This is a genomic window from Flavobacterium hibisci, assembly GCF_020026925.1.
GTDB lineage: Bacteria > Bacteroidota > Bacteroidia > Flavobacteriales > Flavobacteriaceae > Flavobacterium > Flavobacterium hibisci.
Window position 1 is genome coordinate 205,068 of sequence record NZ_JAIQDW010000006.1, and the last position, 13,207, is coordinate 218,274.

A 13,207-nucleotide genomic window follows, 5' to 3' on the forward strand; every position below is an offset into this window, starting at 1 on the left:
ATGAAGATTAAAGATATAGTTAATCGTGATATTGTCACCTTAACAAACTGTGAGCATGAACCTATACATATACCAGGCAAAATCCAGCCTCATGGCTTTTTAATTGGTGTTACTTCCGAAAGAAAAATTGATTATTGTACAAACAATATTTCTTCATTTATTGGTGTCGGACATACAGAAGTACTTGGGAAATATGTAGTAGATGTTTTTGGACAGAAAGCTGAAAACCAAATCTTTGAATATATAAATGATACAATTCAGAATGTTTTTCCTCTTGAAATAGACCTCTTTGGTAAATTATTTCAGGTAAGTATTCACAGAAGCTTTGATGTTTATGTGTTAGAGGCAGAACCCTTGTTTCAAGGAAAGGAAAAACTGGCAGATGTTTACACTCAGACAATTCAGTTTGTAACCCAGATGAATAACACCAGATCCTTAAAAGATCTGTGTGCTCTTGTAGCTCAGGGAACTCGTGAAATAACAGGATATGACCGTGTAATGATTTACCGTTTTGATGAACAATATAACGGAGAAGTATTTGCTGAAAGCTGCAGGGAGGATTTGGAATCCTTTTTAGGGTTGCACTATCCACATACAGATATTCCGGCCCAGGCAAGGGAATTATATATTAAAAATCAGCTTAGACTGATAGTTGATATGGATTATGAGGCAGTTCCAATCTTTACAATTGATGATCGGGAAGATAAAAATCTGGATTTAAGCCTTTCCATACTTAGAAGTACGTCACCCATCCATGTTGAATATCTGAAGAATATGGGTGTTTATGCAACACTGACAATTTCTCTTATTCATCATGGTCGTTTATGGGGACTTATTGCCTGCCATCATTATTCTCCAAAGAACATCTCGCCTCAAATCAGACTGGCAGCCAAGCTTCAGGGACAGTTCATTACTTCCCAGATTGATATTAGACAAGCAAATGATGAAAATATAAATGCACAAAATACAGCTTTGGCATTGGAGCAGTTGACAGGTCTTGATCTTCCGCTTTTGCAGGAATCGATTGAAAAAATAATTAACGCTCCTCAATTACTCAATATTTGTAATGCATCAGGAGTTTCAATTATAACTAGAGGTAAAATATATAAAAATGGCTTAACGCCATCAGATAAACAGATTAAGAAGTTAATAACGCTAATTAACGCACAGGTTTCTGAAAAAGTATTTATAACAAATAAGCTCAGTGATTATTTTCCGGAGTTTGGATCATTTTCTGATTTTGCGGGTATTATTTTTCATTCTCTTGGAAGCGATGATTATGTAATCTGGTTCAGGCCAGAAACAATATCAGAAATTAACTGGGGTGGTGATCCGGAAAAAGCGATCGTAAAAGATGATAATGGTCTTCATCCAAGGAACTCATTTAATATTTGGAAACAGATTATAAAAAACCAAAGCACTACCTGGAAAGAATATGAGATAAACGGAGCATTGCAATATGCACACGTACTCCATAATCAGTTGATGATGGTTATTTTAAGTGAAGAAGAAGAGAAATATCGTACTCAGAGTGAAATATTGAAGGAGACAAATTCAGAACTAGAAAATCTCAACTGGATAAGTACACATGATCTACAGGAGCCATTGCGTAAAATTCAGTTGTTTACTTCTAAAATGCTGGCAGAACCTGATGTTATACAATCAGAATCAGTTTCGAGCTCATTACATCGTGTATCCAAGTCAGCTAGCAGGATGAGGACTTTGCTTGATGATATTCTTAAATTCTCAAGAATTAAATATACAAGGGAGGCTTTACAGGAAATCGATTTGAATCATATCTTAGAAGCAACAATGGAAGAAATGAAAGAAGTTATTTCTGAAAACAATGCTGTAATTGAATATGAAAACCTTCCTGAAGTACATGGTGTTAATTTTTTATTGCGACAATTGTTTTCTAATATATTGCAGAATTCTTTAAAATTTGCATCTTCTGATAGAACACCTAATATTAAAATTACCGCTTCCTCCGAACCTGAATTAGTAGCCTATTCGAATAAAATTTATTGTAATTGGGTTCGTTTTTCAGATAATGGAATTGGTTTTGAACAGCGCTATTCAGAAACAATTTTTAAGGTTTTCGGAAGATTGCACAATCAGGAAAAATACACAGGATCAGGAGTTGGACTTGCACTATGTAAAAAAATTATGCAAACACTGGGAGGAACTATTCATGCAGAAGGAAGGCCAGGGGAAGGTACTGATATAACTATCTTTTTTCCCTGTGACCCTTTGGATACGCTTTTAGATTAAGTAGAAATTGATTTTATATTTTATTGGGTTTGCTTACATACTTATTATTTTTAATAAAAAAGCGCCATGGCAAAAGTGCATCTTCCTGTGCATATGCTACGCCAATTCGTGATGTTGAGGCAATTTCATCAGTTTGATATCGGATACCATGATCTTCAATCCATATTTCTTCTGCTGTCAAATCTTTTCCGTTAAAAGATTTGTCAATTCCGAGTGCTTTAGCTGCAGACCCGGGGCCAGATGAAATAGAAGGATTTGTAACGGACATTTTACGTCTTGATTCTATTATTTCTTTCCCTATCAATGGTTCAATACCACGTATTAATATTGCATGTGGCTCGCCTTCTACAGAACTTACAATATTAAAAAGATGATGAATTCCATAACATAGATAAACATATGAAAAGCCACCTTCAGAATACATCGTTTCGGTTCTGTTAGTACGCCTTCCTCCGTAAGCGTGAGATGCTTTGTCAGTTACACCACAATAGGCTTCAGTTTCTACAATTATACCAGCTGTTACTTCTCCATTTATTTGAGTAAAAAGCACTTTTCCTAAAAGATCTTTTGCCAGATAAAGAACATCCCGATTTTGATAATAAGAATATTGTAATTTGGTATGATCTTTCCTAAGCATATGTAGAAGTAATTTGTATGGAATTAAATCAGCTCTTTTTTCAAAAACTTAGCCGTATAGCTTTTTTTATTCTGGGCAACTTCTTCCGGAGTTCCTTTTGCAACCAATTGGCCGCCGCCTTTTCCTCCTTCCGGACCAATATCAATAATATAATCCGCTAGTTTTATAACGTCCATATTATGTTCTATCACTAATATTGTATTTCCTTTATCAACCAGTTTGTTTATTACTTCCATTAAAACACGGATGTCTTCAAAATGGAGCCCTGTTGTGGGTTCATCCAGAATGTAAAATGTATTTCCGGTGTCTTTTTTAGATAATTCCCCTGCTAATTTAATACGCTGCGCTTCACCACCAGAAAGTGTTGTGCTTTGCTGGCCAAGTGTAATGTATCCTAAACCAACATCCTGAATTGTTTTTACTTTTCTGTAGATCTTCGGAATATTTTCAAAAAATGGAACGGCTTCATCAACTGTCATATCCAGAACATCCGAAATTGATTTTCCTTTATATCGAATTTCTAAGGTTTCTCTGTTGAAACGTTTTCCCTGACAGGTTTCACATTCTACATAAACATCCGGAAGAAAATTCATTTCGATTGTTCTCACACCTGAGCCTTCACAAGTTTCACAACGACCTCCCTTAACGTTAAAACTAAAGCGTCCGGCTTTATATCCGCGGATCATGCTTTCAGAAGTCATAGTAAATAAGTTTCGGATTTCTGTAAAAACTTCTGTATAAGTTGCCGGATTCGAACGGGGTGTACGCCCAATCGGACTTTGGTCAATATCAATTACTTTGTCTATATGCTCTAAACCTTCAATCTTTTTATAAGGCTGAGGTTTTTTTACACCATTAAAATAATACGCATTCAGAATCGGATAAAGTGTTTCATTAATCAAAGTCGATTTACCACTTCCGGAAACCCCTGTAACACAAATTAATTGTCCTAATGGAATTTCGATCGAAACATTTTTTAAATTATTACCTGTAGCTCCGGTCAGTTTAAGAAATTTGCCATTGCCTTTTCTACGTTCTTTAGGAATCTCCAGTTTCATTTTTCCATTCAGATATTGAGCAGTAATGGTGTTTGAAGCCAATGTTTCTTTTGGTGTTCCGGTACTGATGATTTGCCCTCCGTATTTTCCTGCTTTAGGACCTATATCAATAACGTAATCTGCAGTTTCAATCATGTCTTTATCGTGTTCTACCACAATAACTGAATTTCCAATATCTCGTAACTGTTCAAGAGACTGAATCAGTTTTTCGTTATCTCTTTGATGTAATCCAATACTTGGTTCATCCAAAATATATAAAACACCAACCAATTGTGAACCAATTTGTGTTGCCAGACGAATGCGTTGTGCTTCACCACCGGAAAGTGATTTTGAACTTCGGCTTAAAGCCAGATAATTCAAACCTACATTCATTAAAAAGTTTAATCGGTCTTTAATTTCTTTTACAATTTCAGAAGCGATTAAAAGCTGTTTGTTAGTCAAATGATTTTCTAAATCTAAAAACCAGGCTGTCAAATCTGAAATATCCATATCACATAACTCTGTGATATTTTTTCCATTTACCCTAAAAAACTGTGCTTCCTTTTTTAAACGAGAACCATCGCAAACCGGACAATTTATTTCGTCCATGAAATCTTTTGCCCAGCGTTTTATGCTTGTTGTAGCACTTTCATCATATTGATTTTTAATGAAATTAGAAATTCCTTCAAAATCAATTTTGTATTCTCTTGTTACGCCAAGATCTTTTGAATTAATAGCAAATTTATCTTTTCCTCCATAAAGAATCATGGTCATGGCTTCTTCAGGAATCTTCTCAATTGGATCCGTGATTTTAAATCCGAATTTTTCACCGATGGTTTCCAACTGTTTGAAAATCCATGACGATTTGTACTCTCCAAGTGGCGCAAATCCACCAGCTTTTATCGATAATTTCGGATTCGGAATGATTTTTTTAACATTGATTTCGTGTACCGTTCCCAGCCCGTTACAATGTGGACAGGCACCTTTTGGAGAATTGAATGAAAATAAATTCGGTTCAGGGTTTTGATACGATATTCCGGTTGACGGGCACATCAAATTCCGACTGAAATAGCGTACTTCATTTGAATCCTGATCTAAAATCATTAAGACATCTTCACCGTGATGCATCGCAGTATTGATGCTTTCACCAAGTCTTTTTTGAATATCAGGATTATCTTCAATTACCATTCGGTCGACAACAATTTCAATATCGTGAGTTTTGTAACGGTCCAGTTTCATTCCGGCAACCAAATCCTGTACTTCACCATTTACACGCACCTTTAAGAATCCCTGTTTGGTGATTTGCTGAAATAGCTCAGCGTAATGTCCTTTTCTGGCTTTAATGACCGGGGCAAGTATATTAATTCGTTTTCCGGTATAATCCTGAATAATCAAATCTTTAATTTGTTCATCAGAGTAGGAAACCATTTTTTCGCCCGTGTTATAACTGTATGCATCAGCACCTCGGGCATATAAAAGTCTAAGAAAATCGTATATTTCAGTAATGGTTCCAACTGTAGAACGCGGACTTTTACTGGTTGTTTTTTGTTCAATTGCAATTACAGGAGAAAGGCCGTCGATTTTGTCAACATCCGGGCGTTCTAAACCGCCGAGAAATTGTCTGGCATACGCCGAAAACGTTTCTACATAACGACGTTGCCCCTCGGCATAAATGGTATCAAAAGCCAAAGAAGATTTTCCTGAGCCTGAAAGTCCTGTAATCACTACAAGTTTTTCCCTCGGAATTGAAATATCAATATTTTTAAGATTATGAACTCTTGCACCAAGAACTTCAATAGTATTGTCTTTATCTAGCATAAATTTGATCAAAACGCAAAGTTACCACTTTGATTTGTTCTTTTTAGGCTAGGTTATAGAAGTTTATGTTAAAAATTGTAACAAAAACGCTAGTCTGCACTAAGTGTATTCTAAAATACTAAAATTATTCAATAGTCATAGAGCGCAGTTTCATTCTATAAGCTTCAAGTGCTATAGATTTAGAAATAAAGCCGTAATATTTATCATTTCGAATAACAGGAAGGAATGCTGATTTTGTCTTTTCAAACTTTGTCATTACAATTTCCATGCTGTCATAAGAGGAAATCGTTGCCGGAGGCATTTTCATTACATCTTTAATCAAAGTATATTTTACGCGGTATGTGTTAAAAATAATTTCTCTGATATCGTTAAAATGTACGATACCAACAAGGTCTTTTTCATTAGTAACAACAGCAAAAACAACCTGATTGGAATGCGAAATCAGATCTACTAATTTGTTTAAATTTTCATCTGGATGAACGGTCAGATAATCGGTCTGAATGATAGAATCGATATCAAGGGTAGATAAAATGTTTGAATCCTTATTGCTGGTAAATGCATGTCCTTTTTTAGCAAGATTTTTTACATCAAGGGAATATTTTTCAAAACGTTTCGAAATTGCAAAACTTATAGAAGATACAATCATTAACGGAATCATTAAGCCGTATCCTCCGGTTATCTCAGCTATTAAGAATATCGAGGTTAACGGTGCATGGAACAATCCACTCAAAATACCTGCCATTCCTACCATCGTAAAATTGGTGATTGGTAATTTTGATAGGCCAATCATGGATATAAATTTTGAAAAGAAATAACCCAGATAAGAACCCAGAAATAAAGATGGGGCAAAATTACCTCCATTTCCGCCGCTTCCAATGGTAAGTCCGGAAGCAAAGACTTTGATCATCATCGTAGATCCAACAAATAGCAGCAAAATCCATTGATTATCTCTGAAATCTGCAAACAAGGTATTCTCTAATAGTTTTCCCGGATCAGTTTCAGATAAAGTCCTGATACTTTCATAACCCTCTCCAAAAAGGGTGGGAAAAACAAAGATAAGTAGTGCCAGAATGGATGATCCAAACAATGCCTTTTTGTAAGCATTCATTTTTAATTTCGAAAAATAATGCTCTACTTTTTGAAAATTTCGGGCATAATAAACCGCCATAAACCCGGTTAATATTCCTAAAAGCACATAAAAAGGAATGTTATGATAATCAAAAGCTTCCTGTTTTTTGAAGGATAAAAGGATGGATTCATCTAATACAATAGCAGATACTAAAGCTCCTGTAGCTGCCGAAATCATAATAGGCGTAAAGGCGGAAATGCTTACATCTACTAATAAAACTTCTATGGCAAAAAGAACTCCTGCAATAGGTGCGTTAAAAGCTGCTGAAATTCCTGCTGCAACTCCACAGCCAATAAGAAGCGTTCTGTCTTTATAGGCTAATTTATAGTTTTGAGCAAAGTTTGATCCGAATGCTGCCCCGGTAATCACGATTGGACTTTCAAGACCTGCTGAACCTCCCAAACCTACAGTTAAGGAGCTGGTTATAATTTGGGCATACATTTGTTTTTTAGGAATTATACCGGCTTTTTTTGCAACTGCATACAAAATTTGGGAAGTTCCTTTTTCAATACTTCCGTTCAATATTCTGTTTACAACAAAAACAGTAAGCAAAATACCAATAATAGGTAAAATCCCCGAGATAAAACTCCATTTTAAAATTCCGCTAATATAGGTCGCAAAAGAAAATACGCTATGGGCAAAAGTTTTTAATATAATTACGGCTAACGAACATGAGATGCCAATCAATACACTTGATAGGAAAATAAACTGCTTTGGTGTCATTAATGACTGGGCTAAAGCAATAATACTTTCTAATTTTCTAAAATATTTTTTAAGCATTCTGTTTCGAAAAATTAAGGAGGTTACAAATTTAACTCTTAGAATTCAAATTCGTGTAAATTTTGAGTGTAAATCTTACAGTGAAAGTAACTTTTGTTTTGACTGGTATTGAATATCTTCAAAAAAAATGGTGAATTCCTCTTCGAAATCTGTATAATATTGTTTTAATTCTTCGCTGGCAAACTGCATTTTGGATATATTTTTTGACCTTCTGTCCATCTGTGTCAAAATTTGATGAATTCCTTCAACAGTACGGTAACTCAAAAGCCAGTTTCTTTCAATCATATATGGCATTAAGTCCTGAGTTTTTTCAGTTAATACAGTATAATTGGCATGTAATGAATTGTAAAAGCGATTGATGAAATCTTCTAATTTTTCGTCTGAATATTTTGTCCAGTTTTTAGCTAAAAAATGATCGTAAACGATATCAACAATTACTCCTGCGTAATGATGGTATTTGTCGTGTAGGCGCTTGGTGCTCTGCCTGAAAATATCATGTGAATCGGTATAAGTGTCTATAAAACGATGTAAAATAATTCCTTTTTGTATATCATCAGGAAAGTGTTCAAATTGTTTTCCACGGATACCATCAGCCATAAAATTGCCAATTTTAATTAAATCATTTTCACCTGAAAGATATATATGCGCAAGAAAATTCATTGTTTTTACAGTATTATAATTTAGGAGGATTTCAGAAACCAGGAATCATCAACGTAAATGTATAAAAAACTTTTTAAATCATTTTTGTTAAAAAAAGATGGTTGTTTATTATAATCATTAACGATTATTTTAAAATCTTGATGCCTCAACATCTAACTAACCCGTCAACTTTTTTATATTTGTAGATAAATAACCATAACTCACAAAAATGACTTTAATAAAATCGATTTCAGGAATAAGAGGAACAATCGGTGGTAAAGTAGGAGATAACCTGACTCCAGTCGATGCTGTAAAATTTGCATCAGCATACGGTACCTTTCTGAAAAATAACATTTCAAAAGAAAAACTGACTGTTGTAATTGGGCGTGATGCCAGAATTTCAGGTCCAATGATTCATAATCTTGTAGTAAATACGCTGGTAGGTCTGGGAATTAATGTAATTGACCTTGGACTTTCGACAACACCAACTGTAGAAATCGCTGTACCATTGGAAAAAGCGGATGGAGGAATTATTCTAACAGCTTCACATAATCCTAAACAATGGAATGCACTAAAATTGCTGAATGCAAAAGGCGAATTTTTAAGCGGTGCTGAAGGGTCAAAAATCCTTGAAATTGCTGAAGCTGAAGCCTTCGATTTTTCAGATGTTGATAATTTAGGGGAAATTACTGTAAATGATGCTTATATGGATATTCACATCGATGAAGTTTTAAACTTACCATTAGTGGATGTTCAGGCAGTAAAAGAGGCAAAATTTAAAGTTGTTGTTGATGGGGTAAATTCTTCAGGTGGAATTATTATTCCAAAATTACTGGAATTAATGGGCGTTGAAGTTGTAAAATTATATTGCGAACCAAACGGACATTTTCCTCATAATCCTGAACCTTTGAAAGAGCATTTAACTGATATTTCTGAATTAGTTGTAAAGGAAAATGCTCATTTAGGGATTGTAGTAGATCCGGATGTTGACAGATTAGCTTTTATTAGTGAAGATGGAGAAATGTTTGGAGAAGAATATACTTTAGTAGCCTGTGCAGATTATGTTTTAAGCAAGACTCCTGGAAATACAGTTTCGAATATGTCATCTTCCCGTGCTTTGCGCGATGTAACAAAAGCACATAATGGGAATTATGAAGCTAGCGCAGTGGGTGAGGTGAATGTGGTAGAATTAATGAAAAAAAATAATGCCATAATTGGAGGAGAAGGTAATGGTGGGATTATTTATCCTGAATCACATTATGGAAGAGACAGTTTGGTTGGAGTAGCGTTATTTTTGACACATCTGGCAAACAAAAAAATGTCAGTTTCTGCTTTACGTGCTTCATATCCTGAATATTATATGAGCAAAAATAAAATTGAACTGACGCCTCAAATAGATGTTGATGCAATTTTAGTTGCTATGACTGATAAATATAAAAATGAAGATATCTCAACTATTGACGGAGTAAAAATTGATTTCGCAGCAGAATGGGTTCATTTAAGAAAATCAAATACAGAGCCTATTATTCGTATTTATACAGAAGCTTCTTCTCAGGAAAAAGCCGATGTTTTGGCGCTTCGAATAATTGATGAAATAAAATCAATCGCAGGTATTTAAAAATTAATTATAGGTATTGGATAAAACAAAAAAGTTTGATGATATTTTCATCAAACTTTTTTGTTTTTAAAAGGATTTTTTTTAATACTTTTTAACCTTGCTTAGAGCTGTTTTGTAATTTTCGTTTACCTTTTCCCAATTGATCAATTTGTAAAAAGCGTCGATGTAACTTCCTTTTCTGTTTTGATAATCAAGGTAATATGCATGCTCCCATAAGTCAATTCCCAGAATAGGTGTGCCGGGAATCAATGCATTTCTCATCAAAGGATTATCCTGATTTTCAGTAGTTGTAATTTGTAATTTCCCTGCTTTATCAACAACCAGCCATACCCATCCTGAACCGAATTGTTTAGTTGCTTCATTTTTAAATTGAGTGGTAAGGTTGTTAAATGATCCAAATTCTTTATTGATTGAGCCAGCCAAAGTATCTTTTGGAGTTTGCTCTTTTGGAGTCAGAATATCAAAATAAAGAGTATGATTATAATATCCGCCTGCATTTTGACGAAGTTTAGCATTATTCAAATCCATTTTTTTAAGGATATCTTCAATAGGCGCATTTTCAAATTCTGTTGAAGCAATTTCTTTATTTAAATTATTAGTATAGGATAAATAATGTTTAGAATAATGGGTTTCTAAAGTCAGGGATCTTATCGCGGGAGCTAAAGCATCATAGTTAAAAGGTAATTTGGTTAAAGCGAAAGAACCTTCATCAGCTTTTACATCTGCAGGAGTTCCAATTATAATTTTTTCTTCTTTTGTGGGTAAAGGAACTTCAACAACTTCAATCAACTTTTTATCATTACAGGAAAATAACATCAGTAATGAAGCTGTGAAAGTAAAACGAATCATGTTTTTCTTCATAATTAATTATTTTGATGTTAACGAATTGATTATTTCAATGTAATTTTCTTTTGCTTCTTCAATAGATATATGACTAATTTGCATCCATGCATTTGTTTTGAACGCGTCACGCAAACCAAAATTTTCAGATTGATTGTACACGGCAGTTCCAAACGTAGCTTGTTTGTAATATGCATAAAGTCTTAACTGCACATCTTGTGGCAGTGAAGCCTGTGTCATCTTCATAGCTTTTTCTACAGCTTCAGAAAAACGAATATCTAAATCTTTTTTACTCATTAAGCTTTCGTAGCGATGATTGTTTTACCTCCAATTGCTTTTTGACCCAAAACTACATCAATTGGAGTATCTAAAGGTAAAAATAAATCTACTCTTGAACCAAATTTAATAAAGCCTGCATCAGTACCCTGAATAACCTGAGTTCCTTCTTTAGCATAATTTACAATTCTTCGTGCCAATGCACCGGCAATTTGTCTGTAAAGTATTTGTCCAAATGTGTCGTTTTCTATTACAACAGTTGTTCTTTCATTTTCTTCACTTGCTTTTGGATGCCACGCAACTAAAAATTTCCCAGGATGATATTTACTAAATTTTATAATTCCATCCATTGCATAACGAGTTACGTGGACATTAATAGGCGACATAAAAATAGAAACCTGTAAACGTTTGTCTTTAAAAAATTCACCTTCATAAACTTCTTCAATGACTACAACTTTTCCATCTACAGGAGCAAGGATATGATTACTGTTTCGAACTGCAATTCTTTTTGGGTTTCTGAAAAATTGCAGAATTATAATTAAAACTGCTAAAGCAAAAATTTGCACTAGTTTTTGTAGCCAGTAAATATCAATAAATTGGTCAGCTAATAAAACCACAATTACAGTAAAAACTACACCTAATAAAATGGACGGTCCTCCTTCTTTATGAAACATAATATAAAATTTGATAAAATAAAAATATAACTGGTGCTACAAATATAACACTATCTAATCGATCTAAAATGCCTCCATGTCCGGGCATGATTGCCCCACTGTCCTTTACAGCTGCTATTCTTTTAAATTTTGATTCGATCAAGTCGCCAATTGTTCCAAAAATACTGGCAATTAAAGCAATAATCGTCCAAATCAAAATAGATCTGCTGCTGAATTCAGGATTGGGCTGAATGTAAAATTTTGAAATCAAAAAGCCTGCAAAAGCAGCAAAAACAACCCCGCCAAGAAAACCTTCTATCGTTTTTTTAGGCGAAATACGTTCAAATAATTTATGTTTTCCAATGGATTTTCCAACTAAATAAGCAAATGTATCATTTGTCCAGATTAAAATAAATAATCCAATAATTATTTTTGGATTATAATCATTAGTCCCAAAAGAAATTTTAATGATAAAAACAAATGGCAAGGTGATGTATCCAAGTAAATACAGGTATTTAGAAGAAGTACTTACTTTTTGTACATTGTCGTAAAATAAGAATAAAATACATTTTATAGCGATAACAATAGTAACAGCCAGAAGTATTAAATCGAGTTGTTGGGTATTGGTATTTAAATTTAATTTTAAATGAAACGAATCTTCTAAAAATAAAGCAGTTTGTTTATTGTAGTGACTTAATAGTATAATACTTGAGTATAATAAAATACTGAAAAGAATCGAAAAGACTTTATTGAGGTTAACCAGGTTGCTGAATTCATAAACAGTAATGAGTAAAAAAATGCCAAACAGGATAATAAAGCTTTCTGTAGAAAACAAAATAGAAGTTAGTAGTAAAGCAATATAAACAGCACCAGAAATGGTCCTCTTGAGTGTTTCATTCATCTTAAAGGTCCTCTAAGAGCAACAAGTATAAATTTTTTGCAACACTTCCGTATTGAGTAAAATCTTCTTCTTTTGCTTTTTCGAAATATTTTATTGTAGTAATATTCGTAGGGTAATCTCGTTCGTATTTTCTTTTTATAGCGCTCAGTCCATCACTTTTCATAGGTAGTATTTGGCTTGTTGTTGCTATTATGACAATATTAGCCGGTAACTCGTTTGGCTTGTCTTGTCTAATTTGTTTTGATGAAAATAAAATTGAACCTTCATCAGCAATAAGATTTTCGCATGATGCCAATAGGAATTTTGGATTTTTAGGCGAAATGTAGAGCAATTTATTTTCTTCTAATAAATGAAAAAGAGCAGGTTCGTAACATAAAACCTCATTTTCAAACCAGTCATTTTCTTCTAAAATATTTTCAAATTGTTCTTCTACTTCCTGTTTGTTTTCGCAGTATAAAAATTTACCTCCATTTTTTTTAAAATTAAAAATGAATTGTTCATCTATTGACAAATGACTGTTTGGAGTAGGATTATTTCCATATTCACTTTCATTTTCTTCATCAGATGAAGTATTGGCAGAACCAAATATTTTTTTGAAAAAACTCATT

The 13,207-nt window shown here is 33.7% G+C and carries 11 protein-coding genes; 2 read left to right on the top strand and 9 right to left on the bottom strand.

Features of this window, described 5'->3' with window-relative positions:
- Positions 1 to 2,271 (top strand): ATP-binding protein, encoded by a 2,271-nt coding sequence (locus tag K8B81_RS08685; RefSeq protein ID WP_223680903.1) that lies wholly within the window; start codon positions 1 to 3, stop codon positions 2,269 to 2,271.
- 13 nt (positions 2,272 to 2,284) lie between these two features.
- Here the strand turns inward: K8B81_RS08685 and K8B81_RS08690 are convergent, their stop codons facing one another.
- From K8B81_RS08690 to K8B81_RS08705, 4 genes are all read right to left on the bottom strand, one after another.
- Positions 2,285 to 2,908, bottom strand: a complete 624-nt coding sequence (locus K8B81_RS08690) for a DNA-3-methyladenine glycosylase (RefSeq protein WP_223680905.1) — start codon at positions 2,906 to 2,908, stop codon at positions 2,285 to 2,287.
- 23 nt (positions 2,909 to 2,931) lie between these two features.
- On the bottom strand, positions 2,932 to 5,763 hold the full coding sequence (uvrA, locus tag K8B81_RS08695; RefSeq protein WP_223680907.1) for an excinuclease ABC subunit UvrA: 2,832 nt from the start codon (positions 5,761 to 5,763) through the stop codon (positions 2,932 to 2,934).
- Between the two features lie 124 nt (positions 5,764 to 5,887).
- On the bottom strand, positions 5,888 to 7,672 hold the full coding sequence (locus tag K8B81_RS08700) for a chloride channel protein (RefSeq protein ID WP_223680909.1): 1,785 nt from the start codon (positions 7,670 to 7,672) through the stop codon (positions 5,888 to 5,890).
- 75 nt (positions 7,673 to 7,747) lie between these two features.
- Positions 7,748 to 8,332: an acyl carrier protein phosphodiesterase gene (locus K8B81_RS08705; RefSeq protein WP_223680911.1), complete on the bottom strand. Its 585-nt coding sequence runs from the start codon at positions 8,330 to 8,332 to the stop codon at positions 7,748 to 7,750.
- 208 nt (positions 8,333 to 8,540) lie between these two features.
- Between K8B81_RS08705 and glmM the strand changes: the two genes are divergently transcribed.
- Complete coding sequence (glmM, locus tag K8B81_RS08710) at positions 8,541 to 9,929, top strand: phosphoglucosamine mutase (RefSeq protein WP_223680913.1); 1,389 nt, start codon at positions 8,541 to 8,543, stop codon at positions 9,927 to 9,929.
- Positions 9,930 to 10,010: 81 nt separating this feature from the next.
- On the opposite strand, the gene K8B81_RS08715 is transcribed toward glmM, so the two are convergent.
- Genes K8B81_RS08715 through K8B81_RS08735 form a run of 5 tightly spaced genes read right to left on the bottom strand, consistent with a single transcriptional unit; the run spans position 10,011 to position 13,206 of the window.
- Entirely contained in the window at positions 10,011 to 10,790 is a 780-nt protein-coding gene (locus tag K8B81_RS08715; protein ID WP_223680915.1) for a superoxide dismutase, read from the bottom strand.
- A gap of 6 nt (positions 10,791 to 10,796) precedes the next feature.
- Positions 10,797 to 11,066, bottom strand: coding sequence for an acyl-CoA-binding protein (locus K8B81_RS08720; RefSeq protein WP_223680917.1), 270 nt, complete (start codon positions 11,064 to 11,066; stop codon positions 10,797 to 10,799).
- Positions 11,066 to 11,719 (bottom strand): phosphatidylserine decarboxylase family protein, encoded by a 654-nt coding sequence (locus K8B81_RS08725; protein ID WP_223680919.1) that lies wholly within the window; start codon positions 11,717 to 11,719, stop codon positions 11,066 to 11,068. The genes K8B81_RS08720 and K8B81_RS08725 overlap by 1 nt, the downstream gene beginning before the upstream one ends.
- Positions 11,709 to 12,599 (bottom strand): phosphatidate cytidylyltransferase, encoded by an 891-nt coding sequence (locus tag K8B81_RS08730; protein WP_223680921.1) that lies wholly within the window; start codon positions 12,597 to 12,599, stop codon positions 11,709 to 11,711. The genes K8B81_RS08725 and K8B81_RS08730 overlap by 11 nt, the downstream gene beginning before the upstream one ends.
- 1 nt (position 12,600) lies before the next feature.
- Complete coding sequence (locus tag K8B81_RS08735; RefSeq protein ID WP_223680923.1) at positions 12,601 to 13,206, bottom strand: lactate utilization protein B/C; 606 nt, start codon at positions 13,204 to 13,206, stop codon at positions 12,601 to 12,603.
- Position 13,207: the final 1 nt, after the last annotated feature.

Excerpts from the sequence above, each read along its gene's own strand:
- K8B81_RS08685 (WP_223680903.1), top strand. The coding sequence starts at position 1 with ATGAAGATTAAAGATATAGTTAATCGTGATATTGTCACCTTAACAAAC.
- K8B81_RS08690 (WP_223680905.1), bottom strand. The coding sequence starts at position 2,908 with ATGCTTAGGAAAGATCATACCAAATTACAATATTCTTATTATCAAAAT.
- uvrA (WP_223680907.1), bottom strand. The coding sequence starts at position 5,763 with ATGCTAGATAAAGACAATACTATTGAAGTTCTTGGTGCAAGAGTTCAT.
- K8B81_RS08700 (WP_223680909.1), bottom strand. The coding sequence starts at position 7,672 with ATGCTTAAAAAATATTTTAGAAAATTAGAAAGTATTATTGCTTTAGCC.
- K8B81_RS08705 (WP_223680911.1), bottom strand. The coding sequence starts at position 8,332 with ATGAATTTTCTTGCGCATATATATCTTTCAGGTGAAAATGATTTAATT.
- glmM (WP_223680913.1), top strand. The coding sequence starts at position 8,541 with ATGACTTTAATAAAATCGATTTCAGGAATAAGAGGAACAATCGGTGGT.
- K8B81_RS08715 (WP_223680915.1), bottom strand. The coding sequence starts at position 10,790 with ATGAAGAAAAACATGATTCGTTTTACTTTCACAGCTTCATTACTGATG.
- K8B81_RS08720 (WP_223680917.1), bottom strand. The coding sequence starts at position 11,066 with ATGAGTAAAAAAGATTTAGATATTCGTTTTTCTGAAGCTGTAGAAAAA.
- K8B81_RS08725 (WP_223680919.1), bottom strand. The coding sequence starts at position 11,719 with ATGTTTCATAAAGAAGGAGGACCGTCCATTTTATTAGGTGTAGTTTTT.
- K8B81_RS08730 (WP_223680921.1), bottom strand. The coding sequence starts at position 12,599 with ATGAATGAAACACTCAAGAGGACCATTTCTGGTGCTGTTTATATTGCT.
- K8B81_RS08735 (WP_223680923.1), bottom strand. The coding sequence starts at position 13,206 with ATGAGTTTTTTCAAAAAAATATTTGGTTCTGCCAATACTTCATCTGAT.